Origin of the sequence: Capnocytophaga sp. oral taxon 324 str. F0483 (genome assembly GCF_000318315.2) — a bacterium.
Taxonomy (GTDB): Bacteria; Bacteroidota; Bacteroidia; order Flavobacteriales; family Flavobacteriaceae; genus Capnocytophaga; species Capnocytophaga ochracea.
On sequence record NZ_KB291527.1, the window covers coordinates 160,210 to 184,601 of the forward strand.

22 protein-coding genes, 1 tRNA gene and 1 pseudogene are annotated in these 24,392 nt (G+C 40.6%); 14 read left to right on the top strand and 10 right to left on the bottom strand.

Annotation, left to right across the window (positions count from 1 at the left end; translation table 11 throughout):
- The first annotated feature begins 3 nt into the window (after positions 1-3).
- The 4 genes from der to glmS are packed head-to-tail and all read left to right on the top strand — an operon-like array spanning position 4 to position 4,643.
- Positions 4-1,308 carry a ribosome biogenesis GTPase Der gene (der, locus tag HMPREF9072_RS08220; RefSeq protein WP_009411271.1) on the top strand — a complete coding sequence of 435 codons (1,305 nt, stop codon included), beginning with the start codon at positions 4-6 and terminating at the stop codon, positions 1,306-1,308.
- Between the two features lie 15 nt (positions 1,309-1,323).
- On the top strand, positions 1,324-2,301 hold the full coding sequence (locus HMPREF9072_RS08225) for a D-alanine--D-alanine ligase (protein ID WP_009411272.1): 978 nt from the start codon (positions 1,324-1,326) through the stop codon (positions 2,299-2,301).
- Between the two features lie 17 nt (positions 2,302-2,318).
- On the top strand, positions 2,319-2,771 hold the full coding sequence (gene coaD, locus HMPREF9072_RS08230) for a pantetheine-phosphate adenylyltransferase (protein ID WP_002677379.1): 453 nt from the start codon (positions 2,319-2,321) through the stop codon (positions 2,769-2,771).
- 30 nt (positions 2,772-2,801) lie between these two features.
- Entirely contained in the window at positions 2,802-4,643 is a 1,842-nt protein-coding gene (gene glmS, locus HMPREF9072_RS08235) for a glutamine--fructose-6-phosphate transaminase (isomerizing) (protein WP_009411273.1), read from the top strand.
- A gap of 482 nt (positions 4,644-5,125) precedes the next feature.
- Here the strand turns inward: glmS and HMPREF9072_RS08240 are convergent, their stop codons facing one another.
- Positions 5,126-5,482: a DUF6567 family protein gene (locus HMPREF9072_RS08240; protein WP_009411276.1), complete on the bottom strand. Its 357-nt coding sequence runs from the start codon at positions 5,480-5,482 to the stop codon at positions 5,126-5,128.
- 433 nt (positions 5,483-5,915) lie between these two features.
- Here HMPREF9072_RS08240 and HMPREF9072_RS08245 point away from each other — a divergent pair, with 433 nt between their 5' ends.
- From HMPREF9072_RS08245 to HMPREF9072_RS08255, 3 genes are read left to right on the top strand one after another with little or no spacing between them, the layout of a single operon-like run.
- Positions 5,916-7,688: a long-chain fatty acid--CoA ligase gene (locus HMPREF9072_RS08245; protein WP_009411278.1), complete on the top strand. Its 1,773-nt coding sequence runs from the start codon at positions 5,916-5,918 to the stop codon at positions 7,686-7,688.
- The gene (locus tag HMPREF9072_RS08250; protein WP_009411279.1) at positions 7,685-8,611 is read left to right on the top strand and encodes a bifunctional riboflavin kinase/FAD synthetase; all 927 of its coding nucleotides are present in this window, start codon (positions 7,685-7,687) and stop codon (positions 8,609-8,611) included. The genes HMPREF9072_RS08245 and HMPREF9072_RS08250 overlap by 4 nt, the downstream gene beginning before the upstream one ends.
- A complete protein-coding gene (locus HMPREF9072_RS08255; RefSeq protein ID WP_009411280.1) occupies positions 8,574-9,014 on the top strand; it encodes a dCMP deaminase family protein in 441 nt (146 codons plus the stop codon). Before HMPREF9072_RS08250 ends, HMPREF9072_RS08255 begins: the two co-directional genes overlap by 38 nt.
- 6 nt (positions 9,015-9,020) lie before the next feature.
- On the opposite strand, the gene HMPREF9072_RS08260 is transcribed toward HMPREF9072_RS08255, so the two are convergent.
- From HMPREF9072_RS08260 to HMPREF9072_RS08270, 3 genes are read right to left on the bottom strand one after another with little or no spacing between them, the layout of a single operon-like run.
- Positions 9,021-10,058 (bottom strand): phosphatase PAP2 family protein, encoded by a 1,038-nt coding sequence (locus HMPREF9072_RS08260; RefSeq protein ID WP_009411281.1) that lies wholly within the window; start codon positions 10,056-10,058, stop codon positions 9,021-9,023.
- Positions 10,055-10,657 (bottom strand): PAS domain-containing protein, encoded by a 603-nt coding sequence (locus tag HMPREF9072_RS08265; RefSeq protein WP_009411282.1) that lies wholly within the window; start codon positions 10,655-10,657, stop codon positions 10,055-10,057. Before HMPREF9072_RS08265 ends, HMPREF9072_RS08260 begins: the two co-directional genes overlap by 4 nt.
- 18 nt (positions 10,658-10,675) lie before the next feature.
- The gene (locus tag HMPREF9072_RS08270) at positions 10,676-12,226 is read right to left on the bottom strand and encodes a glycine--tRNA ligase (RefSeq protein WP_009411283.1); all 1,551 of its coding nucleotides are present in this window, start codon (positions 12,224-12,226) and stop codon (positions 10,676-10,678) included.
- A gap of 628 nt (positions 12,227-12,854) precedes the next feature.
- Between HMPREF9072_RS08270 and HMPREF9072_RS08280 the strand changes: the two genes are divergently transcribed.
- From HMPREF9072_RS08280 to HMPREF9072_RS08300, 5 genes are all read left to right on the top strand, one after another.
- Entirely contained in the window at positions 12,855-13,544 is a 690-nt protein-coding gene (locus HMPREF9072_RS08280; RefSeq protein WP_009411285.1) for a ComF family protein, read from the top strand.
- A 51-nt stretch (positions 13,545-13,595) separates the two neighbouring features.
- On the top strand, positions 13,596-13,898 hold the full coding sequence (locus HMPREF9072_RS08285; protein ID WP_002675425.1) for a hypothetical protein: 303 nt from the start codon (positions 13,596-13,598) through the stop codon (positions 13,896-13,898).
- An 81-nt stretch (positions 13,899-13,979) separates the two neighbouring features.
- Positions 13,980-14,546, top strand: coding sequence for a gliding motility lipoprotein GldD (gldD, locus tag HMPREF9072_RS08290; protein WP_002675426.1), 567 nt, complete (start codon positions 13,980-13,982; stop codon positions 14,544-14,546).
- A gap of 69 nt (positions 14,547-14,615) precedes the next feature.
- On the top strand, positions 14,616-15,065 hold the full coding sequence (locus HMPREF9072_RS08295; RefSeq protein ID WP_009411286.1) for a GatB/YqeY domain-containing protein: 450 nt from the start codon (positions 14,616-14,618) through the stop codon (positions 15,063-15,065).
- A 19-nt stretch (positions 15,066-15,084) separates the two neighbouring features.
- Positions 15,085-15,158: transfer RNA gene (locus HMPREF9072_RS08300), tRNA-Arg, on the top strand.
- Positions 15,159-15,244: 86 nt separating this feature from the next.
- Here HMPREF9072_RS08300 and HMPREF9072_RS08305 read toward each other — a convergent pair.
- The 4 genes from HMPREF9072_RS08305 to HMPREF9072_RS12370 all read right to left on the bottom strand — a co-directional run bounded on the left by HMPREF9072_RS08305 (position 15,245) and on the right by HMPREF9072_RS12370 (position 17,878).
- A complete protein-coding gene (locus HMPREF9072_RS08305) occupies positions 15,245-15,646 on the bottom strand; it encodes a helix-turn-helix transcriptional regulator (RefSeq protein WP_009411287.1) in 402 nt (133 codons plus the stop codon).
- Complete coding sequence (locus HMPREF9072_RS08310) at positions 15,643-15,843, bottom strand: type II toxin-antitoxin system HicA family toxin (RefSeq protein WP_009411288.1); 201 nt, start codon at positions 15,841-15,843, stop codon at positions 15,643-15,645. Before HMPREF9072_RS08310 ends, HMPREF9072_RS08305 begins: the two co-directional genes overlap by 4 nt.
- A 197-nt stretch (positions 15,844-16,040) precedes the next feature.
- Positions 16,041-17,615 (bottom strand): NADP-dependent glyceraldehyde-3-phosphate dehydrogenase, encoded by a 1,575-nt coding sequence (locus tag HMPREF9072_RS08315; protein ID WP_009411289.1) that lies wholly within the window; start codon positions 17,613-17,615, stop codon positions 16,041-16,043.
- Between the two features lie 86 nt (positions 17,616-17,701).
- Positions 17,702-17,878, bottom strand: a complete 177-nt coding sequence (locus HMPREF9072_RS12370) for a CAL67264 family membrane protein (protein ID WP_002675432.1) — start codon at positions 17,876-17,878, stop codon at positions 17,702-17,704.
- A 481-nt stretch (positions 17,879-18,359) separates the two neighbouring features.
- Here HMPREF9072_RS12370 and HMPREF9072_RS08320 point away from each other — a divergent pair.
- A pseudogene (locus HMPREF9072_RS08320) lies at positions 18,360-18,842 on the top strand (LamG-like jellyroll fold domain-containing protein); the annotation flags it as partial.
- Positions 18,843-18,894: 52 nt separating this feature from the next.
- Positions 18,895-20,289, top strand: a complete 1,395-nt coding sequence (locus HMPREF9072_RS08325; protein ID WP_009411292.1) for a BT_3987 domain-containing protein — start codon at positions 18,895-18,897, stop codon at positions 20,287-20,289.
- A 25-nt stretch (positions 20,290-20,314) separates the two neighbouring features.
- Here the strand turns inward: HMPREF9072_RS08325 and HMPREF9072_RS08330 are convergent, their stop codons facing one another.
- Positions 20,315-22,375: an oligopeptidase B gene (locus HMPREF9072_RS08330; RefSeq protein WP_009411293.1), complete on the bottom strand. Its 2,061-nt coding sequence runs from the start codon at positions 22,373-22,375 to the stop codon at positions 20,315-20,317.
- Positions 22,368-24,392 (bottom strand): glycoside hydrolase family 65 protein, encoded by a 2,025-nt coding sequence (locus HMPREF9072_RS08335; RefSeq protein ID WP_009411294.1) that lies wholly within the window; start codon positions 24,390-24,392, stop codon positions 22,368-22,370. The genes HMPREF9072_RS08330 and HMPREF9072_RS08335 overlap by 8 nt, the downstream gene beginning before the upstream one ends.

The window sequence follows — 24,392 nt, forward strand, 5'->3', positions numbered from 1 at the left end:
ATTATGAGTGCTATAGTAGCCATTGTGGGACGACCGAATGTAGGTAAATCCACTTTTTTTAACCGTTTGATAAAACGCCGAGAGGCTATCGTGGACGCTGTAAGTGGCGTAACACGCGACCGCCATTATGGTAAAACCGACTGGAACGGGGTCTCTTTTTCTGTTATTGATACAGGTGGTTACTTAGCGGGAGGTGACGATTCTTTCGAGAAAGAAATCAACAAACAAGTTGCCTTAGCCATAGACGAAGCCGATGCGATTATCTTTATGGTAAACGTAGAAGAAGGGCTTACTGGTATGGACGAATCGGTGGCTGAGTTGTTGCGTAAATGCCGTAAACCGATATTAGTAGCGGTAAACAAAGTAGATAGCAACAACCGTCGCAACGATATGCACGAGTTTTATGCCTTAGGTTTTGAACATCTCTACGCCCTATCAAGTGTAAATGGTAGCGGTACGGGTGAATTGTTAGACGACTTGGTAGCGCTCTTGCCCGTAAAAGAACAACAAGAAGAAGACACCTTACCGCGCTTTGCCGTAGTAGGGAGACCTAATGCGGGTAAATCATCATTTATCAATGCTCTTATAGGTGAAGATCGTTATATTGTTACTGATATTGCAGGCACTACACGCGATGCGATTGACACTAAATATAACCGCTTTGGATTTGAGTTCAACTTAGTTGATACAGCGGGAATCCGCCGTAAAGCCAAAGTGAAAGAGGACTTAGAGTTTTACTCGGTAATGCGTTCTATTCGCGCCATTGAACACTCCGATGTATGTATTTTGATGCTCGATGCTACACGTGATTTTGAAAGCCAAGATGCTAATATCTTCTGGTTGGCACAACGCAATCGTAAAGGTATAGTGATATTGGTAAACAAATGGGATTTGGTAGAGAAGGAAAACAATACTGCTAAACAGTATGAAGCAGCTATCCGCAAAGAAATAGAACCTTTCACCGATGTGCCTATCTTGTTTGTATCAGTACTGAATAAGCAACGTATCTACAAAGCCATAGAAACTGCTGTAGCTGTGTACAACAACCGCACTAAGCGCATACCTACCCGCAAACTCAATGAGGTGATGTTGCCTATCATAGAGAACTACCCCCCTCCCGCTATCAAAGGAAAATACATCAAGATAAAATTCTGTACCCAGTTGCCTACACCTATGCCACAGTTTGCTTTCTTTGCTAATTTGCCACAGTACGTAAAAGACCCCTACCGACGTTTTATAGAAAACAAACTCCGTGAGAACTTTGATTTTAACGGTGTGCCTATTGACGTGTATTTCAGACAGAAGTAATACTATTGAAAAAAAATGAAAAAGAATATAGCAATCATAATGGGAGGTTACTCTAATGAAGCTCCCGTTTCTTTAAAGAGTGCTGCAGTAGTAGCCAAACATCTCAACCAAGATAAATATGTACCTTACCCCGTGCGTATCGACCGCGATAAATGGGTGTACGTAGATGCTCAAAACAACGAACACCCTATTGATAAAAACGACTTCTCGGTAACAGTAAACGGACGTAAAATTACTTTTGATGCCGTTTTCAATGCCATTCACGGCACTCCTGGTGAAGACGGTTATTTACAAGCCTATTTCAATTTGATTGGCTTACCGCTTACAGGATGCAGTATGTATGCTTCGGCTCTTACATTCAACAAACGTGATATGCTATCGGTACTCAAACCTTTTGGTATTCTTTCAGCCCCTTCTTACTATCTCAACAAAGGTGAAAACTATAATACAGCTGATATTGTAGCCAAAGTAGGCTTACCTTGCTTTGTAAAACCTAATAAGGCAGGTAGTAGCTTAGGCGCTAGCAAAGTAAATGAAGAAGCTGCCCTGAAAGAGGCTATTGATAAAGCTTTTACGGTAGATGATGAGATACTTATAGAAAGTTTCCTAAAAGGTACTGAAATCTCTATCGGGGTAATCAACTATCGCGGTGAAATAAAAGTTCTCCCAATGACTGAGATAGTATCCGAGAATGATTTCTTCGATTATGATGCCAAATATAACGGCAAGTCTCAAGAAATTACCCCTGCACGCCTATCTGCCGAAATGACGGCTAAAATCAACGCTTTGGCAGAACGTGTATACCGATTGTTGAAAATGGAAGGCTTCAGCCGAAGTGAGTTCATCATCGTAGGCGACACGCCTTATTTGCTTGAAATGAATACTACACCAGGGCTTTCAGAAGCGAGTTTACTGCCTCAACAAGCTAAAGTAGCAGGCATCAGTCTTGAAGAACTATTCGAAAGTGAAATAGAACGAGTATTGAATCACTAACCATTAATCGTTAATCATTGAAAAGAGCTTTATTTCCAGGGTCGTTTGACCCCATTACCTTAGGTCATTACGATATTATCAAACGCGCTTTAGACCTATTCGATGAAATTGTGGTTGCCATAGGTGTTAATGGCGACAAGAACTATATGTTTACGGTAGAACAACGCAAAGAGTTTATCGAAAAAGCCTTTGCCGATGAACCCAAAGTAAAAGTTACTACTTACCAAGGGCTTACAGTAGACTTCTGCAAAGAAATCGATGCTCAGTTCATCCTCAGAGGTTTGCGCAACCCAGCCGACTTTGAGTTTGAAAAAGCTATTGCGCATACTAACCGCAAATTATCCCAAATAGAAACTGTCTTTTTACTAACGGCAGCGCGTACTTCGTTTATATCATCGTCTATTGTGCGCGATGTTATTCGCAATCACGGTGATTATACCGTATTAGTGCCTGAAAGTGTGAGAGTGTAAATTAATAAATAATAAAAAGAACTTAAAAATATGTGTGGAATTGTAGGTTATTTAGGCAAACGTGCCGCTTTTCCCATCGTGATTGATGGGTTAAAACGCTTAGAGTATCGCGGATATGACAGCGCAGGTTTTATCTTAAACGCTGACCAGTTTTACGGAGAAAAAACCAAGGGCAAAGTATCCGATTTGGTAGCCAAAGCAGGGGAAAATGTTCCTACTTATGGTTGCGGTATGGGGCATACCCGTTGGGCTACTCACGGAGTGCCTAACGATATTAATTCACACCCTCACCGTTCTAATTCTGGCAAAATAGCGATTGTACACAACGGTATTATTGAGAATTACGAGAGTATCAAGCAAAACCTCATCAAAGAGGGATTTGTATTCCATTCAGATACTGACACCGAAGTATTAGTAAACTTCATCGAATACTTCAAAGAAAAAGAAAACGTCAATTTAGAGACTGCCGTGCGCTATGCGCTCAACGAGGTGGTGGGTGCTTTTGCCATTGCTGTAATGGAGGAAAGTAAACCTGAGGAAATAGTAGTAGCCCGCTTGGGTAGTCCATTGGTAATCGGGGTAGGTGACGGCGAGTTTTTCATCGCTTCCGATGCCTCTCCTTTTATAGAGTATACCCAAAACGCTGTGTATTTAGAAGATGGCGAAATGGCTACCATTCACCTCAACAAACCGTTGAAAGTGATTAAAATAGGTAGTAATGAGCAGGTGAGTCCGTTTGTACAACAACTCAAACTCAACCTCGAAGCAATTGAAAAAGGCGGATACGACCATTTTATGCTCAAAGAAATCTACGAGCAGCCTAAGTCTATCCAAGACACGATGCGCGGTCGCCTCTTGCCCGATCATACTACCAAACTATCAGGAGTTGATAATCATTTAGAAACCTTCCTCAATGCCAAACGCATCGTTATTGTAGCGTGTGGAACTTCGTGGCACGCAGGCTTGGTAGGTGAATATCTGTTAGAAGAATACGCTCGTATTCCTGTGGAGGTAGAGTACGCCTCAGAGTTCCGTTATCGCAACCCTATTATCAATAAGGGGGATATCGTCATTGCTATTTCACAATCAGGCGAGACCGCCGATACCTTAGCAGCCCTCAAATTAGCGAAAGAAAAAGGAGCTTTTATCTACGGTATTTGCAATGTGGTAGGTTCATCAATTGCGCGTATCACCCATTCTGGCACTTACACCCACGCAGGCCCTGAAATAGGGGTAGCTTCTACCAAAGCCTTTACCACCCAACTTACGGTGCTTACCCTTATCGCTTTGCATTTAGGACATAAAAAGGGCACCCTCAGTACAGAAACCTATCACCACCTTTGCAAGGAATTAGAACGTGTGCCCCAGTTGCTCGAAACGACTATCAAATCAGTCGATCACAAGATAGCCGAGATAGCCGAAAGCTATAAAACTGCTACCAATTGCTTGTATTTAGGTCGTGGTTTTAATTTCCCTACCGCTTTGGAAGGGGCTTTAAAACTCAAAGAAATATCCTATATTCACGCCGAAGGCTATCCTGCTGCCGAGATGAAACACGGGCCTATCGCCCTTATCGATGAGAATATGCCGGTGATATTCATAGCACCGTCTAAAGGTCATTATGATAAGGTAGTTTCCAATGCACAAGAGATAAAGGCGCGCAAAGGTAAAATTATAGCCGTAGTAACCGAAGGCGATACCCAAATGGCGGGCTTAGCAAACCACGTGATTGAAATACCCGAAATCAGTGAGGCGCTTACCCCTATTTTAGCCTCAGTACCTTTGCAGTTGTTGTCCTATTATATCGCTATCAAGCGCGGTTGCAATGTCGATCAACCTCGTAATTTAGCCAAATCAGTGACCGTAGAATAATTTGGTAATTTGCCAATTTCTCAATTAGAAAAAGAGTCAATTTGTATACTTACAAATTGACTCTTTTTTTGTTTGAAGTGAGCTCGATATAACAAAATTCTCTTTTTTAATTGCTTTTTTACTATATACCTTGCCAAAGTTTCTGTTCGCTCTTCGTGCTACGACTCTTACCAAAATAGAAATCCCTTAACTACCCTTCTTTTTAGCTCTATCTTAGCTTTAACTTACTTCCTATTTAGGTTCGTCTTTTGTTCGTTGTAGAGCCACTGTAGAGCCACTGTAGAGCCACTCTTCGTTCATCTTACTGCCGTTATACCTTGCTAAAGTTTCCGTTCCCCGTATAGCTCACGCCCTGTTGTGCTATGACTTTTTCAAAGCTGAAATCATTGATAGTCAATCTCATTGACATTACATTTATAGGGGCGCTTGTAAACGCCCCTATAAAAATAAAACTTTTTGAACAGCTTTTTTTTTGTGTTTTACTATTCAGTAAATTCGATTACGTCAGCTGAAACAGTTACTGTGTATTGCATACCAAACCAGAAAAAGAAAGAATGTATTTCTACAGTTTCATTGATAACCGCTCTTGAAGAGCCTACCAAATTGGCATTTTGAAGCATTTTAGCTCTTGCTTTTTCTACCAAGCCACGTCTTCCACCTCCTACAATAAGAAAATATTGATTAGAAGCTTCTCCTTTCACGTGTTCTACTACTTTAAAGTTATTTTTAGCCAATACCACTTGAGTAGTATGGTTGTTTACATTGTGTGATAACTCTCTTCTACCTCCACAACTCGCTAACAGTAGTGCCAAAGCACTGAATAAAACGATTTTTTTCATTTGTTATTGATTTAATTTTGATGTTACGATATGAGTAAGGGCAACTTTTAGAGCATAAAAAAAGCGTGAATGTTTTGTTCACACTTTTAAAAAGGCTCTGGTATGCCCAAAAACAGGTATGTAACAAAAACAGTTCACGCCCTTGTGGGGCGAGAAACTATTTGTTAATTACCTCTGCTTTTTTATTGAATTTACCAGATTCTTTTAAAAAGGAATATTAACAACTTTCTCTTTAAATCTTATGTGTATTTTTCTATTCTTCTATATCTCAATTGTTTTTATTTGGTGCAAAAGTATGAATTAATTGTAAATTACAAATGATAAAAGACAATTTTTTTCCAGAAAAATAAAGTTTTTTCCTTTTTTCGTCATTCGTATTTCGTATTTCGTAATTATTTATTACTTTTGCCCTCTGTAACAAAAATTTAAACCAATGAATACCGTAAATCGTTTATTCGATATACCTTATTATCAACAATCTAAACACCCTTTAGAGGTCGCTTTTGCTACCAAATACAACGGTGAGTGGGCAAAAACCTCTACCGCTGAATATATCCAAAAAGCGAATACCGTAAGCCGAGGCTTATTGCGCTTAGGCATTGAAAAAAATGATAAAATAGCGGTCATTTCAAGTACTAATCGCACCGAATGGCACGTGCTCGACATCGGGATTTTACAAGTAGGCGCACAGAATGTACCTATCTATCCCACTATCAACTTAGAGGATTTCGAGTATATTCTCAACCATTCGGAATGTAAATACTGTGTCGTTTCCGATAAAGAACTATGGGAGAAAATCTCTTCTATCCAAGATAAATTGCCTCATCTAAAAACTATTTTTACCTTCAACGATGTACCTTATGCTCACCATTGGCAAGAAATCCTCGATTTAGGCGCCGATGAGAGCAATCAAGCTGAAGTGGAAGCACGCAAAGATAGTATTCAAAAAGACGATTTAGCAACTATCATCTACACTTCGGGCACTACCAGCCGTCCAAAAGGGGTAATGCTCTCCCACTGGAATATCATCTCTAACATACTGAACTGCCAAGACCGTTTGCCTATTACCGAAGGCTCTACAGCACTCAGCTTTTTGCCTGTATGCCACGTGTTTGAGCGTATGCTCACCTATTTGTATCAGTACGATTGTCTAAGCATTTATTTTGCTGAATCTCTCGATAAAATCAGTGATAATTTACGCGAAGTAAAACCGCATATTATTACAGTAGTACCCCGACTCATAGAGAAGATTTACGACAAAATCTTCGCAAAAGGGGCAGAACTTAAAGGCATTAAACGCAAACTCTTCTTTTGGGCACTCAATTTAGGCTTTCAGTACGAACCTTATGGTGCTAATGGCGCTTGGTATCAGTTCAAGCTAAAATTAGCACGCAAACTCATCTTTAGTAAATGGCGTGAAGCCTTAGGCGGACGCATACAGATGATTGTCTCAGGTAGTGCTGCCCTCTCACCGCGTTTGGCTAAGGTGTTCTCTGCTGCAGGGCTGAAAATTATGGAAGGTTATGGTCTTACTGAAACCGCTCCCGTTATTGCAGTAAACCGCGAATCGGGTAGATTTTGGAAAATAGGTACCGTAGGGAAACCTATTGTCAATATAGATGTAAAAATTGCCGAAGACGGTGAAATACTTGTGAAAGGCGAGAACGTGATGTTGGGCTACTATAAAGACCCCGAGCAAACAGATCAAAACATCACCGATGGTTTCTTCCACACAGGCGATATAGGCGAGCTTGACGCTGATGGCTTCCTTAAAATCACTGACCGCAAAAAAGAAATCTTCAAAACTTCAGGCGGTAAATACGTATCGCCTCAGCTGATAGAAAACCAGTTGAAACTCTCTCGTTTCATTGAGAATGTAATGGTAGTAGGCGAAGGTGAAAAGATGCCAGCTGCTATTATTCAGCTCAATTTCCCGTTTGTAAGAGAATGGGCGCGCCGTCATAAAGTAAAATTAGGAAAGACCAACGAAGAGATTATACAAAATCAAGCCGTTCACGACCGTATTGCTAAAGAGGTAGAAAAGGTAAACAATCATTTAGGCAAGTGGGAACAAGTAAAACTTTTTGATTTCACCCCCGATGAATGGACGATAGACGGCGGTCATCTCACTCCTACTCTCAAACTCAAACGACGTGTGATTAAAGAAAAGTATATAGATATTTACAATAAGTTCTACAATAAGTGAGAGAAATAACCGATATTACTACTTTTACTACCCAGCAACCTACGGTGCTCACCATAGGCACGTTCGATGGTGTGCATTTGGGACATCAGAAAATCATTGAAAGGGTAGTAACAACAGCTCGCCAAGGAGGACTTTTAGCAACAATATTCACTTTCTTTCCGCATCCGCGAATGGTAGTGCAACACGACAAAAGTTTGAAACTTATTCACACTTTGGAAGAGAAGAAACAACTACTCCAGCAATTAGGCGTCGATTTGCTCGTGGTGCAACCTTTTAATGAGGCTTTTGCTCAACTTACTGCCGAGGAGTTCGTAAGTACTATTTTGGTACAGCACCTCAACGTGAAAAAGGTGATTATTGGTTGCGACCATCGTTTTGGGCGCAATCGTACCGCAAATATAAACGATATGCGTTTATTTGGCGAAAAGTATGGCTTTGCTGTGGAAGAAATATCAGTGCAAGAAGTAGATGAAGTATCGGTGAGTTCCACCAAGATAAGAGAGGCGTTGAATAAAGGCGACGTTACCACTGCCGAGCATTACCTCGGGACTCCTTACAGCCTTACAGGCACGGTGATACACGGACTCAAATTGGGGCGTACCTTAGGCTACCCTACGGCTAATATACAAGTAACTGAGGACTACAAACTCATTCCCAAAGATGGCGTATATGCCGTGTATAGCTACATTGGTGCACGAAAAGTTTATGGAATGATGAGCATTGGCAAAAACCCTACTATCGAAGGAAAAGGAGCGTCTATCGAGGTGTATTTCTTTGACTTCAACGGTGACCTTTACGACCGTGAGCTCACAATATATTTTGTAAAATACCTACGTGAAGAACGAAAGTTCTCTTCGGTAGCACTTCTTAAAAAACAATTACAAGATGACGAAACAACAGCGAGAAAAGCAATTGCGTTATGACAAAGCTTATATGCGTATGGCGATGGAATGGGCAAAATTGTCTTATTCACAGCGCAAGCAAGTAGGAGCTATAATAGTAAAAGACCGTATGATTATTTCTGACGGTTATAATGGTACGCCTACTGGTTTTGATAACTGTTGTGAAGATGAGGAAGGCAATACCCATTGGTATGTACTTCACGCCGAAGCCAATGCGATAATGAAAGTTGCTTCGTCTACTCAATCGTCGGAAGGAGCGACACTCTATATCACAATGTCACCTTGCAAAGAGTGCAGTAAGCTCATCTACCAATCGGGGATTAAGCGCGTGGTGTATAAGGAAGGCTATCGCGATAACGAGGGCTTAGCTTTTCTCGAAAAAGCAGGTGTAGAAGTCGTCCATTTAGAAGATGTAAGTGAATAATCTTCCTTACTTAAATTTAATATTTACTCCAAGTAGCTGATATCCTTCCCAAGTGTTGGAGGTACAGAATTCCCAATTATATTTTACTTTATTAACTAAGAAAGTGTCTTCTTTTTTTATTTTGGTGATGCGTCTGTTAGCAATCGTTTTACCGGTAATATAGCCCACAAATAGGGCAATAGGGTAATCGGAAGCCCAGTGTACTTTACTTTGCATCATCTCGTAGCACATCAAACCTAAAGCTGTGTAACCTACGGGCTTTATCCATTTGTAGTCGGGGTAGTTTTCGGCAATCACTGTGAGTGCTGACATTGCAGTAGTCAGGTGTCCAGAGGGCATAGCGTCATACATAGGGGTATCCTCTTGGTAAGCTTTAAAGCTGGGAGCAAATGTCCACTGACTGTGCCAACGCCCGTCGTCTGCGGTTATAAACGGACTCTCGCGCCCTGTAAGTCGCTTAATAGGTTGTACAAATGCCCCCGATACAATGATGCTTTCCAATATCTGCATAGCAGTACTTTTGGCGCGATAATCACCTGTGATAAGACCATAAGTAGCCATTCCCCCACTGATAATGATAAAAGTCGTACCATTGCCAATAAAGTACATTGCTGAGTTTACATCGGCGGGAATAATCTTCAAAAAGCCTAACTTCTTATAGGTATGTGCTTCATTTAGTCCTAAATTCTCTCCCAAATTTCTACTCTCTCTAATGAGCCAAGGGTCAGCGGGTATAAGTGCAGCAGTAGCACCAATAGCTGCCAATCCGTAAGGATAATTCGGTTTAGACACCATCTCGACCGCCGATTTACCTATGTTGCGTGGTATTTTGTTGAAGATATCTACAAAACGCGGTTTTTGGTATACATAGGTTAGATTATCATTGATTTTATATTGTTTGCCTGATAAATCTGCTTCAGATGGGTGTGAGCCTTGCAAATGCTTTGCAATGCTATCCAATGTAGTTTGTGGAATAGAGTCGTTTTCCTGTGCTGTAACAGGATATAGGGATAGAAGGAGAAAGGATAGTAAAAAGTATTTCATCGAATGAGTTCTGTTAAAAAGCTATCGGTGTTTTTGTTGTTGTAGAAGGCTTTGATTTCTTCGGCGTTTTCTTTGAGCAATTGGCGAATGAAAGCATCGTAGGTAGTTTTACGGTCTTCTAAAAAGCCGTTGAAATAGCGTTCACTTACTTCCAAACCATTGGCTTTTTCTATCTTTAAAAGACGTTCGTACAAAGGGGCTATATGCTCGCTGATGAGTGTTTTAGGCAATGCTTTGCGGTGTGATACAAAGGCAGTAATCTCATCTTGCTCATTGCGTACTATTTCAAAATTAGTAATCACCCAATAATAGCGCCCGCTTTTAGAGAGGTTCTTGATGATAGCGTGGAAATTATTATGCCCTTTGAGGTTTTCCCACAGTATTTTGAAAACTACTTTGGGCATATCGGGGTGGCGGATAAGGCTATGAGGCTGGTCATACAACTCAGCCTCAGTATAGCCTGATACTTCCTGAAATGCCTTATTGGTTTCCATTATATGCCCGTGCCTGTTGGTACGACTCATCAGGGTAGTGGTTTTATCCCACAACACTTCTTCGTCTATGGGCACGGGACGTTTGATTGTTAGAGTTTCAGTCATTTTCTTACCTCTTATCTCTTACTTCGTATCTAATTTGTGAAGCCAATTGCGCATATCCACTTCTTTGGCAATAGTGTTGCGCAATTCGGGAATGGCAATGCGCACTTGCTCCATAGTGTCGCGGTGGCGTAAGGTAACGGTGTTGTCTTCCAAAGTTTGGTGATCGACAGTTACGCAGAAAGGTGTCCCTACCGCATCTTGGCGGCGATAACGGCGACCTACTGCATCTTTTTCGTCGTAAGCTACATTGAAATCGTATTTTAGCTCGTTCACAATTTGTTCGGCAACTTCTGGAAGTCCGTCTTTTTTGAGCAATGGCAATACAGCTACTTTGGTAGGAGCCAACACAAAAGGCAAGCGCAATACGGTACGGGTATCTCCTCCTTCTAATGCTTCTTCTTGCAATGAGTTGGAGAATACCGCAAGGAACATACGGTCGAGCCCGATAGAGGTTTCGAGTACGTAAGGAGTATAGCTCTTGTTTTCTTCGGGGTCAAAGTATTGCATTTTTTTGCCTGAATACTTTTCGTGGTTACCGAGGTCGAAATTGGTACGAGAGTGAATACCTTCTAATTCTTTGAAACCAAATGGGAAACGGAACTCGATATCGCAAGCAGCATCGGCGTAGTGGGCAAGCTTTTCGTGTGGGTGATAGCGATAGTTTTCTTCACCCATTCCTAAGGACAAGTGCCATTTGAGGCGCGTTTCTTTCCAGTACTCATACCATTGTTGTTGGGTACCTGGTTTGATGAAGAATTGCATTTCCATTTGTTCGAACTCGCGCATACGGAAAATAAACTGACGTGCCACAATCTCGTTGCGGAAGGCTTTACCTGTTTGGGCGATACCAAAAGGAATTTTCATACGTCCGGATTTTTGCACGTTTAGGAAGTTTACGAAAATACCCTGAGCGGTTTCGGGACGTAGGTATAAATCCATAGAGGCATCGGCAGAGGCGCCTATTTTGGTACCGAACATTAGGTTGAACTGTTTTACATCTGTCCAGTTGCGAGAACCTGTTTCGGGGTCGGCAATTTCGAGTTCTTCAATAAGAGCTTTTACATCGGCGAGGTCTTCTTTCTCAAGAGATTTACCCAAGCGGTGTAATATTTCTTCGCCACGTTTTTTGTATTCTAACACACGAGGATTGGTAGTTATAAACTGCTCGCGGTCGAAAGCATCGCCGAAGCGTTTTTGGGCTTTAGCAATTTCTTTTTCAATTTTATCATCGAGTTTAGCGACGTAATCTTCTACGAGCACATCGGCGCGGTAACGTTTTTTAGAGTCTTTGTTATCGATAAGAGGGTCGTTGAAAGCATCGACGTGCCCAGAAGCCTTCCACGTAGTAGGGTGCATAAAGATAGCAGCATCGATACCCACAATGTTCTCGTTCATCTGCACCATTGCGCGCCACCAATATTCGCGGATATTCTTTTTTAGTTCAACGCCATTTTGACCATAATCGTACACGGCACCAAGACCGTCGTAGATTTCACTTGAAGGGAAAATAAAGCCATATTCTTTGGCGTGAGCAATAACTTTTTTGAATTGATCGTCTGTATTTGCCATATATTCAATTGATTTTCAGTTGTAAAAATAGATTAAGTTTTGTTTCAGATCAAAAATAATTGGACAAAGGTACTATTATTTTTTGGAAAAAGGAGTATATTTGCCGAAAAAGTTTTAGATTAATGGTTAGTGCTTAATGATTAATGGTTAATGGTTAATAGTGAAATTGGGAGAGGATTATACAAAGCTTATAGGATAAATGGACAAAGAGTGGGTCTACAGTGGGTCTACAGTGGCTCTACAACGAACAAAAGACGAACGATGAACGAAGGAACAACGAACCTAAGTAGAAGGAAAGTTGAAGCTAAGGCAGAGATAAAAAGAAGGTTATTAGTGGATTTCAACTTTGCCAAAGATTTGAAACTTTGGCAAAGTTTATACATATAAACGAATAAACAACGGTGCAAGGCACGGGCAGGTGCGAGCCGCACGGGCAGATAATGAACAAAAAACGAATAAAAAATCCTCTCCTCAATCACATAGTTTCCTATTCGGAGACTACTCCCAAGGAGAGGGAGTGTAGTAACGGAAAAATAAGACGAACAATGAACGAACAATGAACGAGGAGCGGAAGGAGAGAAGGTAGATTTAAGAGGAAGCTATTAACGACCTATTAGCTAAAAGAATTATGATTTTATCGGATATACTTTCGGTGTTATCACCTGCTTATTGCAGAGGTTGTGGAAAATTATTGGTTACAGGTGAGCAATTTTTGTGTGTAAATTGTAGAGAAAAGTTGGAAGAAACGGACTTTCATTTGCAGGCGGAAAATTTGTTTACCCAGCGACTGACAGAAGAGTGCGAAGTGTTTGCGGCTACTGCATTATTTTACTTTAAAAAGGATAATATGGCACAACATTTGATACATTCTTTAAAGTATAAAGGAGATGAGCAGATAGGGGAGTGGTTAGGACAATGGCTCGGTGAAAAGATAAAGAATGCGCCCCTATTTCAGCAGGCTGAGGTGGTGTTGCCTGTGCCTTTGCACAAAAGCAAAGAACGCAAGCGAGGATACAACCAAGTCGCCTTGTTTGGCAGGACACTTGCCACAGTGTTACACCTTGATTATATAGATGATGTATTGGTGAAAATTGAAGCTAATACTACGCAAACCCGAAAGGTAGTGTGGCGACGTTTGAAGGAGAGTGAACATATATTTTCTCTTCAAAACACTCATAGAATAGAAGGCAAGAAGGTGCTTTTGGTAGATGATGTGGTGACCACAGGAGCTACGCTCACCAACTGTTATGAGCTACTGAAAACCGTACCTAATGTGGAAATAGGCGTTGCTACAATGGGGTATGCGATGTTGGGATAAGAATGGAAATATATTGATAAATAGAAAATTAATAACTAAATATAAAATTGTATGAAGAACACTTTTAAATTAATTGTTGCAGCATTTGTAATGTTTGCATTTAGTACTAATGTAGGGGCTATGACCCTTAATGTAAATCAAATCGCTAAAAGCCTTATCGTAGACCAAGATGGTAACGGAGGAGTGAAAGTGAAGAAATCTTGCGATAAAGACGGCGAGAAAAAAGAGTGCAATAAAGATGGCAAAAAGAAATCTTGTTGCAAAAAAGATGGTAAGAAAGATGGCAAAAAGTCCTGCCACGAAAAAGGTGGTGAGAAAAAAGAAGTGAAAGCAGAAGAAAAACCTGTAGAATAATTTTTCACCCATTATAAAAACTTTTTTACACTGAAAAACCTTAGCATAAGTGGCTGAGGTTTTTTGGTATTAGTGTGATGTATGAAAAAACTTATTTATAGTCTGTTGAGTAGTGTAGTGCTATTGTTAGTAGCTTGTGGTACTGATATATTGCCTAAGCCTAAGGGAGTATTGCGATTGGAATACCCGCAAGCATCATATCAGAAAGTAACCGAATTGCCTAATTGTCCGTTTACTTTTGAGGTAAATACGCTATCGGAATTGAAATACAAACCCCATTCGTGTGATGTTAATATAGAATATCCTGCGATGAAGGCTACGGTTTATCTCACTTATAAAAATGTGAATGGCAATATCCGTCAGTTGCTGAGTGATGCACAGAAGTTTACTTATGACCATACGATTAAAGCGGATAATATTGCTTCGACAGTATTTATGAACGATACGACCAAAGTGTACGGTATGTTTTACCAAGTGTATGGCAATGCAGCTTCGCAAGCACAGTTTTACGCTACCGATAGTGTGCGTCATTTTATATCAGGTTCGGTGTATTTTAGGGTGGTTCCTAATTACGATTCGGTACAACCTGCGAGTAATTATTTAGAAAAAGATGTGAGGAGGATAATGGAAAGCCTCCGCTGGAAATAAAAAATAGAGGTAAAAGTTGGCAGTTTACAAATATAGCATTACTTTTGCCCCACAAAACACTGAAAAATTATGAGTTTACAAACTAAAGTAATGGAGGCTCTCAAAGAAGCGATGAAAGCCAAGGACACAGTGGCATTAGAATCGTTGAGAGCTATTAAATCGGCTATTTTGTTAGCCAAAACAGAAGCAGGGGCTGCCGAAGAACTTTCGGAAGCTGATGAACTTAAACTGTTACAAAAATTAGTAAAACAGCGCAAGGACAGTGCGGCTTTGTACACACAGCAAGGTAGGAATGACTTAGCTGAGCCTGAATTAGCCCAAATGGCGGTGATAGAGAAGTTCTTACCGGCTCAACTCAGTGAAGCAGAAGTAGAAACTGCTCTGAGAGGGATTATTAACCAAGTGGGCGCTACTACGCCTAAGGATATGGGCAAGGTAATGGGTGTAGCCACCAAACAATTGGCTGGTAAGGCTGATGGCAAGCTCATTTCGGAGATTGTAAAGAGATTATTGTCTTAGTAATATATAGTTTAAAAGAGGCCGCATAGTTCAACTGGATAGAATATCAGATTCCGGTTCTGAAGGTTGGAGGTTCGACTCCTCTTGCGGTCACGGAAAAAAAAGCAGGTTGCTAATTAGCAACCTGCTTTTTTGGTTGTGCTCTGTGGAGTGACGAGAGTGTAATGTGAGACAGTATATTAAGCAAACTCTAAATGCTGTAATTCTTTACCAAAAGCGTGCAAATGGCGTTGTATTTTTTGAGTAGTTTTGGCGCTAGGTTTACGTTTGCCTGTGAGATAGTGGCTTAGTTGCCCTTGATTTACTCCAGTAAGACGTTCTAATCCTGCCAATGAAATAATTTTGCTGTAATATTCTAAGAAAGATGCGGTGTCATATTGATATATGAATTCTAAATCGGGGAACTCTTTACCTATTTCATCGTAATACTCTTTCATCTCATCACGACATAACAAAAAGTCATCTTTAGCCTCGGCTACTGTATTACCTTCTCCTATGATTCCAAAATTTAAATTATCATCATCTAAATAGATGCCATAAGAGCCATCGTTACCTCTTTCTATAATTGCTTTTACTTTCATATCTTCTGTTTATTTTTAAGACCAGCTAATTTAAGAATGCTATTTAAAGTACCTGCTTTTACTTCTTGACTTTCGTGTTTACTGGTTGGGAATTCTTTATTAGTGAGAGGACTAAACCAAATGGGGTGATTACTTCCTTGCCTTACTATATAACAACCTGCTTCACGTAGTTTTTTGTGTAATTCAGAATACTTCATTTATTTCATTACTTAAATTGGTGTGGCAAAGATACGAATATTAATATCATTATACAAATTTTTAGTGTTAAAGATTCTATGGTTATCTTCTATTCCTATTAAATTAATTTATCTAAATCAGCTGTTTTGCGGATATAAAAAAGCAGGTTGCTGAGTTTTCAGTAACCTGTTTTTTTGGTTATGATATTTTAAAACGATTATAAAATGAAATCGGTGTTGATGAAGTTAGAAGCACCGGTGCGGAGGAGGTTCTCTACTATCCTGTCGTTGTAGTCGTTGTTTTGGAACGATACAAAAGTGCGGATAGAGAACGAGCGCAAGGCATCGTGTACGCTTAGGGTACCCACAGCTGAGTCTTTTCTACCAGTGAAAGGGAATACATCGGGGCCTCGCTGACACAAACTGTTGAGGTTCACACGGCAGAGCATATTCACCAACATATCGATGAGAGGTGAGAGCTCGTGTGGGTCTTCGCCAAACAGACTGATTTGCTGTCCGTATTTAGAATCGGAAATCTCATCTATAATCTCGTTGATATTGGAGAACGGTTTTACTGGAATAAGGGGACCAAACTGCTCTTCGTTATACACTCGCATTTCCTTGGTAACGGGATAAAGTACCGCAGGGAAGATGAAGTTATCAGTGCGCTGACCACCTTTTTTATTCTGAATAGTAGCGCCTTTGGCAAGAGCATCGTCTATGAGTTCCTGTAAGAAAGCAGGTTTATCGACCTCGGGTAGGGGAGTGAGAGCTACTTTTTCGTCCCACGGATTACCGAACTTCAGCGCATCGACCTTTTCGGCAAAACGCTTGAGAAACTCATCTTTAATCTTGGCGTGTACGTAGAGGATTTTTAGTGCTGTACAACGCTGTCCGTTGAAAGACAAAGCTCCTTTCACGCATTCGTTTACTGCTAAATCAAGATTGGCGTCAGGAAGTATTACTCCAGGGTTTTTAGCTTCCAACCCAAAGACAAGGCGCAAGCGGTTTTTCTTAGGGTGCTGGTCTTGCAGTGCAATAGCTGTCTTGCTGTTGCCTATAAGTGCCAATACATCTACCTTGCCACTCTCCATAATGGGTGGGGCAACGGTGCGACCGCGTCCGTAAAGAATATTAATCACCCCACGGGGGAAGGAGTTTTGGAAGGCTTCCAATAGAGGCGTGAAGAGTAATACCCCGTGTTTAGCGGGCTTAAAAATCACTGTGTTGCCCATAATAAGTGCAGGGATAATCAGTGCAAAAGTTTCATTCAGTGGGTAGTTATAAGGGCCTAAACAGAGTACAACCCCTAAGGGGCCACGACGAATGAGGGCATAGACTCCATCGCGTTGTACGAATTTAGACGACTGGTTATCGAGTTCTTTATAAGCATTGATAGTGTCGTAGATGTACTCTACGGTACGGTCAAATTCCTTACGCGAGTCGTCCAGGTTTTTGCCGATTTCCCACATCATCAGTTTTACGACCTCATCGCGTTGCTTTTCCATTTGTTTTACAAATTTGAGCATTGCGGAGATGCGGTCTTTTACTTTCATCGTAGGCCACAAACCTTTACCTTTGTTATAAGCCTCAGTAGCCGAATGAAGGGCTTCTAAAGCATCAGCTTTGCCTAACGAAGGCACGCTACCCAAGAGGGTATGCTCATACTTTTCAGTAGAAGAAATAGTGGAATAGATATTGGTGAACTCACCTTTCCACTCACGGAGTTCGCCATCGATAAGGTAAGTGTCTTGGCGAAAGGGTTTTACTTGAAATTGTTCTAGTATATTCATAATTTTTTAATTAGCAAATTAGTAAATTAGCAAATGAGTAGGGTATGTACATTTGCTAATTATCACATTAACAAATTAGCAAATTGTCATACTCTTCCTTTGAGGGCGTTGAATACCCAAGCAATAGCAAAAAAGCCAATGCCTACCGCTCCGAATCCAAAGCCTGCTACTTCGTTGTATTTAAAGGCTCCTAAAGCGATAAGCCCTAAGCCTACTACTATCATTATGAGGGTTGCCCACCCTAATACAGCATTTTTATTCATTATTATGATTACAAGTATCGGTTATCAGTAGGCAAAAGTAGAAAATAATTAGCAAATGAACAAATTTTTGAATTAATGGTCAATGATTAGTGGTTGGTGGTTAGTGGTTAATGGTGGAATTGGGAGAGGATTGTACAAAGTTTATAGGATAATTGAATAATGGGTGGGTCTACAATGGGTCTACAGTGGGTCTACAGTGGGTCTACGATAAATAAAAGACGTTGTGAGTTACACGGACAGATATAGAAAAGACAAAGGTAACCTCCCTCTTACACATACCCAGCTATCGCTGGCTACCTCCAAAGGGGGAATTAAAGCGACGTAAAGACAAACAAAGAACGAACAAAAGACGGTGCGAGCTACACGGGCAGATGAAGTCAAAACGAACAAAACCTTCCCCTTACACATGCCCAGCTTTCGCTGGCTTCCTCCAAAGGGGGAACTAAAGCGATGCAAAAACGAAGAATGAACGAAGATTAATGATATTGCTGTAGGAAAATGGGTGCAAATTATCTTTACATATAAAGACTCTTTCCTTAAACTCTACATCAATGGCAAACTCATTAAAAACTACCAGCGTCCTAGTTTAAAAGTATCTCCTGGTATACGTATTAATATCGAAAATACCCAAACCTCTTACTCTGCTAATCGTTATTTCCGAGAGTTTAGAGTATGGAACAAAGTACTTACCGATGCCGAAATCGCAGATGGTCTATATCTATCTGTCGACCCTGATACTAAAGGTTTAGTAGCCTACTTGTCTATCACAAAAAAAGACGGCTTTAAAGATATGAGCAAGTACAATAATACCACTATCTATAGAAAAGGTACTTCTTCCTATAATACAGGAGAACAAGATGGTGATTCGTATGTAAAAGATATTGATGAAGCTACCTTTACTCCTACAGTAGAATGGAAAGAGAATGTAAAATTCCCATCTGAAATCTTAGATACAGAAGATTAGTAATAACAATGAGGCTATACTGTAAAGAAATAGCCTCTAAAAAATAAACACAATGAAAAAAATAATATTCAATAGTTTAACAGTCGCTTTCTGTTTTTCACTATTAGTATCTTGTAAAAAAGACGAGATTACTGTCGAAAAAAACGATAGCACTACTTGGGAAATTGATAAAAAAATAGAAGACAACGATATTCGTACCCAATTAGGATATGACCCTCGTCTTAACTATATTTATCTCAGACCCACTGTTGCCGATCTGCCAATGCTCTCTTTTGGTAATGTAACTATTAATAGAAACTATACCAAAGAAGTAGAAATAAGACTGCTTGACAAACCTTATGATAAGGATGTTCAAGTATCATTTGCTTACGATGCATCAGCTTACGACAAAGTAAAAGCTAATTATTCAGGCTTTGAATTAGGTGATGCTAACCTTGTTCAGTTGAGCGAAGCTACCAAAACCCTTAGCAAAGGTGAAACTTCTGTTACTTTCACGCTTACTATTAGCAATAACTCTAATTTTAATAAAAAAGTTATTTTGCCTTATGCTTTAAAAGTAACCGATAGTGGTCTTACACTTCCTAAAGGGAAAGATGTATTTGTACTAAAAGTTTTCCCAGAAGAAATAAAGATTAGTGCAGTGCCTCGAGATGTAACCAAGTTATTAGGTTTCTATAACGGCACAACCTACATAGGAAGTAGTGATAAAAAAGTTACTTTTACAGTGAAGAGCAGTTACGAATTGCCTCTAGGGCTTACAGTTGCTTTGGTACGTGATGCGAATCCTTCTTTAGGAAGTAAAAAAGTGGCTCCTGATGGAATAGAAGGTACACTTCCAGAAGACAATTTCGATGCCATTAGCAAAGACCTTTCATTCAATTTAGATGAATCAAACATTACAGCTAAAGGAGAGTATGTTTTACCGCTTAAATATATAGTAAAAGATGCTTCAGGAGTTGAGCAAGAATTATCAAACAACGGAATTTCTGTAAATTTGAATGTGAAAGAGTTAGTAGCTTCTAATGATAATGTAGAAGTAGCTTCTAAAGAATTAGGCACAAAAATAAATAGAAAAGGTATTCGTGTATCCTATTATGGAACTACTTATTACTTAGCAAGTATGATTGACGACGATCTTTCAAGTGTAGGCTATGTTAAAGAAGGTGCATATGTGTATTTTACTTTTCCTAAAGTAAGAAATATAAAATCTGTCGTTATAAAAATGCGTCAGGGTAATGAGATGAAAGCTCTCTCACTATATGCCGGTTTGTCACAAGGAAACGAACAGATACAAGGTACGGCCTCTTATAGTGGAAAAGATGATTTTATCATTACATTCAAGAAAGCGGTTCCTCTTATCCGTTTAGCTTTGGGTGATTTTGTCAATAAAGATAATGCAACCTCTAATTGGATAGGTATAACTGATATTCAATTCTACGAAGAATAACACTAAGAAGCTTAGTATTTTTTGTTTATCTATTTTTCTCTAATTCCAACAAAAAAGCGTATTCTTTTGAGGTTTCTTTTAGGGCTTCAAAGCGTCCTGAGGCACCGCCGTGACCAGTTTCCATATTGGTGTCTAAATACAGCGGATGGTCGTCGGTTTTGATTTCGCGCAGTTTGGCTACCCATTTGGCGGGCTCCCAGTACTGTACTTGTGAGTCGTGCAAACCGGTACTCACGTACATTGCTGGATAGACTTGAGCGCGCACTTGGTCGTAAGGGGAATAGGAGAGCATATAATTGTAATATTCCTCGTTATTAGGATTCCCCCACTCGTCGTATTCGCCCGTAGTGAGCGGAATACTCTCGTCGAGCATTGTGGTTACCACATCCACAAAAGGCACTGATGCGATAATGCCTTTATACAATTGCGGTGCCATATTCACCACGGCACCCATTAGCAAACCTCCAGCCGAGCTACCTTCAGCAAATAGATGTTCGGGAGAGGTGTAACCTTCGGCGATGAGAAACTGAGAACAAGCGATAAAATCGGTAAATGTGTTTTTCTTTTTGAGGAGTTTGCCATCTTCATACCATTGGCGACCTAAATATTCTCCCCCGCGGATATGTGCAATAGCATAGATAAAGCCTCTGTTTAACAAGCTCAAACGGGTGGTAGAAAAATAAGGATTGATGGTTACTCCGTACGAGCCATAACCGTACAGTAACAAAGGATTTTGTCCATTTTTCACTATGTCTTTGCGATATACGAGAGAGATAGGGACTTTTACTCCATCGGGGGCAGTTGCCCAAAGGCGTTCTTCTATATAATTATCTTTGTTGAAGTCCTCGCCTAATACTTCTTGTTCTTTTAGCAAGTGCTCTTCGCCAGTGCGCATATTATATTCTATAATAGAAGCAGGTGTTGCCAATGATTGGTAGTTGTAGCGCAACCATTCGGTGTTGAAATTCACGCTTTGAGTAGTATAGGCAGTATAAGTTTCGCTATCAAAGGGGAGATAATGTACTTTTGAGCCGTCCCACGAGCGTATTTGTATACGTTCTAAGCCGTTGTACACTTCTTCGACTACTAAGAAATCTTTAAAAATCTCGATATCGTTGAGGCGTACTTCGGGACGATGGGCAATTACTTCTTCCCAATGTTCTGAGCTTGTAGCACTTTCGGGGGTACGCATCAGTTTGAAGTTGGTCGCACCATCTTTATTGGTGAGGATATAAAAATGCTCCTCATAATGAGCGATATCGTATTCCAAGCCTCGTGTGCGAGGTTGGAATACTTTGAAAGCCTCGAGAGGGGTATTGGCATTTAAGATTTGATATTCGGATGTAAGGGTACTTTCACTGCCTATCACAAGGTATTTGCGGGACTTCTCGCGGTAGACGAATACATCAAAAGTATCGTCTTTTTCGTGGAAAATTAGTATATCGTCTTTGGGGTCAGTACCTAAAATATGGCGGTATACTTTGAAAGAACGCAGGGTTTGGATATTGTTCTTCACATAGAAAATGGTACGACTATCGGCTGCCCAAATTGCTTGTCCGTTGGTATTTTTGATTTTATAGGGCAGTATTTCACCTGTGCTGAGGTTCTTGATTTGCAGGGTATATTGCCGGCGAGATACCGTATCTACCCCAAAAACCGCCCACTGGTTGTCGTCGCTTATGGCAAAGCTATCGAGGTGAAAGTAGGCTTTACCTTTAGCCATCGCATTACAATCGAAAAGCACTTCTTCGGAAGCTTCGAGCTTTTCTTTGTAGCGCACATAAATAGGGTAATCCTTTCCTTCTTCATAACGAGTTTGATACCAATAACCGTTGTAGTAATAAGGCACAGAACTGTCGTTTTCTTTGATACGACTTTTCATTTCGGCAAAGAGTGTTTCTTGCAAAGGTTTGGTATGTGCTGTTTGCGCCTGATAGTAGGCGTTTTCGGCTTCTAAATAAGCAATAACCTCAGGGTTTTCGCGCTCGCGTAGCCAATAGTAATTATCGGTGCGCTTGTTGCCAAATTCGTGGAATATATGCGGGAGTTGTTTAGCTTTAGGAGGGTGTGATTGAGGTTTATTCATTTGATATGATATATGTTTTTTTGTCAATTCCGATGCCTTTTAAAGTGATTTTTTTCCAATGTGTGGGCATTACAGTTTTCAGTTGTTGTATGCCTTTTTCTTCTGATATATCTAATCCTCCAAAGCCCATCATCACCGTTTGTAGTACGCCTCCTGCTCCGGTGAGGAAATAAGGAGTCTTACCATTTTTGGTTTCAGCCATTACTCTAAAAGGAGGTAAGAGGTTAGGGTGATAGGCTTCAGTAAAGTACTTATAAGCCTTTTCGCGGTCGCCTAATCGGCTGTATAAGAGAGAGAATATAGCCTGAGTCATCGCAGGAGTATCGTTGTAAGGCACTTTGTCTTTGTAATACTCTAAATCTTTGTGTATTTGCTTTTTGTCGGTAATTACTTTTAATGGATAAGCTAATAGGTTTACATCGGCTTGCTTGATTGCTTGCCCCGTATAGCTATCGTGTTCACGGGTTACGCCATTATCCATTGTGCTAAAAACGAGCTGTTCGGCTATGGTTTTCCATTGAGGGTTAGCTTTTATCCCTAATACTTTGGCAGCAGCAATAGCGTAGAGCAAATTCAGTTTAGCAGCTGCATTGGTATAGGCGTTGTTATCTACATTTTCAGCCCATTCATCGGCACATACTACGTTTTTAATTTGATAGGGAGCTTGTTCACTCACTCGGCTTTGCCAAAAGGTAGCGGTACTTTCTAAAATGGGATAGCCTATGCAGCGCAACCATTCTTTATTTTTAGTTACACAATAGTAATTCCATACTGCTATAGCTACATCGGCAGTGATGTGGTGCTCGTAAGTACCTGTTAGTGCCCACACAGGGGTGTCTTCTTCTCCTGATATGGCACTTTCCCAAGGGAACATCGCCCCTTGATAACCGTGTAGAGCAGCGTTGTGTTGGGCGCGTTCTAACCTTTGATAGCGATAGTTGAGGAGGTTTTTAGCTATTTCGGGGTGCAATAATAACAAAGGGGGATACATCCACATTTCGGTATCCCAAAATATGTGTCCCATATACCCTGTGTGGCTTAACCCATAAGGAGAAAGAGAAAAGGAATGGAGCTCACTTACCGAAGCGTATAAGTGGTATAACATATTGTGGATGTCCTGATTAGCCTGTGCATCTCCCTCAATCTCAATGTTGCTTTCCCAGAGTTTTGCCCACTGTTTGTTATGTCCTGCAAGCAGCGCCTCGTGTCCCTGCAAGAAAGCATAAGTACAGAGTCTTTCGGCTTGATTATAAGGGTCGGCAGAGTGCTGAGAGCTTATTAGGTTGCCAATTAGTGAGAAAGAATAGGTTTCGCCTGCTTTTAGTTTATGAGTGAATTGCATTAGGTGACTATTGTAGTCTCTCATTTCGTGCAATATTTGGGGAGCGTTACCGTATTTTTTATCGAAAAGAAAAGCGTTACTCACTGCTACTTTGGCATTTTCTGCTGGTGTTTGAGCCACCGTAGTGAGCAATGGGATATGAGCGTGAGGCGGATTGATTTCATTGAAGTAGTTTTGAGGGTTGCGGAAGCCATCGGGGGTGGTTAGAATGTTCTCTGCCAAAAGTGTAATATCGCGCAAAGGGGTAATGCTGATGTCTAACAGCAAGGTGTGAGGCAAGTGCCTCAAGGCATAATAAGTATAGGTAACTTTAGCTTTGTCTTTAAAATTGAAGTGACCTGAGAACGCCCCATTGCGCAATTCTAATTCTTGAGTGAAATCACTAACAGAATGAGCGTTGATATCCTCGTAATCAATAGCCATTCGCAGTTGTAATGGATTGATATTAGGCATAGCCGAAACTACCCTACTTTTGCCGTAATCGTACAACCCTGCTATGATTACTTGGTCTACTTGTAGGGGTGCAGCAGAAGAACGCATCCCTATCATTCCATTGCCTATTGTAACCCCGTAATAGTTAGCGGGGTTGATGGTCTCTGCTTTGAGCAACCACGGGTCTTGGGCATTCAGTGAAGCACAGCAAATGAAACCTATAATGAAAAAGAATTGTTTCAT

What these genes read in the sequence shown, in the direction of transcription:
- HMPREF9072_RS08315 (WP_009411289.1), bottom strand. Translation starts at nt 17,615, where the DNA reads ATGAATATACTAGAACAATTTCAAGTAAAACCCTTTCGCCAAGACACT.
- HMPREF9072_RS08245 (WP_009411278.1), top strand. Translation starts at nt 5,916, where the DNA reads ATGAATACCGTAAATCGTTTATTCGATATACCTTATTATCAACAATCT.
- gldD (WP_002675426.1), top strand. Translation starts at nt 13,980, where the DNA reads ATGAAAAAACTTATTTATAGTCTGTTGAGTAGTGTAGTGCTATTGTTA.
- HMPREF9072_RS08335 (WP_009411294.1), bottom strand. Translation starts at nt 24,392, where the DNA reads ATGAAACAATTCTTTTTCATTATAGGTTTCATTTGCTGTGCTTCACTG.
- HMPREF9072_RS08260 (WP_009411281.1), bottom strand. Translation starts at nt 10,058, where the DNA reads ATGAAATACTTTTTACTATCCTTTCTCCTTCTATCCCTATATCCTGTT.
- HMPREF9072_RS08270 (WP_009411283.1), bottom strand. Translation starts at nt 12,226, where the DNA reads ATGGCAAATACAGACGATCAATTCAAAAAAGTTATTGCTCACGCCAAA.
- HMPREF9072_RS08295 (WP_009411286.1), top strand. Translation starts at nt 14,616, where the DNA reads ATGAGTTTACAAACTAAAGTAATGGAGGCTCTCAAAGAAGCGATGAAA.
- HMPREF9072_RS08280 (WP_009411285.1), top strand. Translation starts at nt 12,855, where the DNA reads ATGATTTTATCGGATATACTTTCGGTGTTATCACCTGCTTATTGCAGA.
- HMPREF9072_RS08285 (WP_002675425.1), top strand. Translation starts at nt 13,596, where the DNA reads ATGAAGAACACTTTTAAATTAATTGTTGCAGCATTTGTAATGTTTGCA.
- HMPREF9072_RS08310 (WP_009411288.1), bottom strand. Translation starts at nt 15,843, where the DNA reads ATGAAGTATTCTGAATTACACAAAAAACTACGTGAAGCAGGTTGTTAT.
- HMPREF9072_RS08240 (WP_009411276.1), bottom strand. Translation starts at nt 5,482, where the DNA reads ATGAAAAAAATCGTTTTATTCAGTGCTTTGGCACTACTGTTAGCGAGT.
- HMPREF9072_RS08325 (WP_009411292.1), top strand. Translation starts at nt 18,895, where the DNA reads ATGAAAAAAATAATATTCAATAGTTTAACAGTCGCTTTCTGTTTTTCA.
- der (WP_009411271.1), top strand. Translation starts at nt 4, where the DNA reads ATGAGTGCTATAGTAGCCATTGTGGGACGACCGAATGTAGGTAAATCC.
- HMPREF9072_RS12370 (WP_002675432.1), bottom strand. Translation starts at nt 17,878, where the DNA reads ATGAATAAAAATGCTGTATTAGGGTGGGCAACCCTCATAATGATAGTA.
- HMPREF9072_RS08330 (WP_009411293.1), bottom strand. Translation starts at nt 22,375, where the DNA reads ATGAATAAACCTCAATCACACCCTCCTAAAGCTAAACAACTCCCGCAT.
- HMPREF9072_RS08305 (WP_009411287.1), bottom strand. Translation starts at nt 15,646, where the DNA reads ATGAAAGTAAAAGCAATTATAGAAAGAGGTAACGATGGCTCTTATGGC.
- HMPREF9072_RS08255 (WP_009411280.1), top strand. Translation starts at nt 8,574, where the DNA reads ATGACGAAACAACAGCGAGAAAAGCAATTGCGTTATGACAAAGCTTAT.
- glmS (WP_009411273.1), top strand. Translation starts at nt 2,802, where the DNA reads ATGTGTGGAATTGTAGGTTATTTAGGCAAACGTGCCGCTTTTCCCATC.
- HMPREF9072_RS08265 (WP_009411282.1), bottom strand. Translation starts at nt 10,657, where the DNA reads ATGACTGAAACTCTAACAATCAAACGTCCCGTGCCCATAGACGAAGAA.
- HMPREF9072_RS08225 (WP_009411272.1), top strand. Translation starts at nt 1,324, where the DNA reads ATGAAAAAGAATATAGCAATCATAATGGGAGGTTACTCTAATGAAGCT.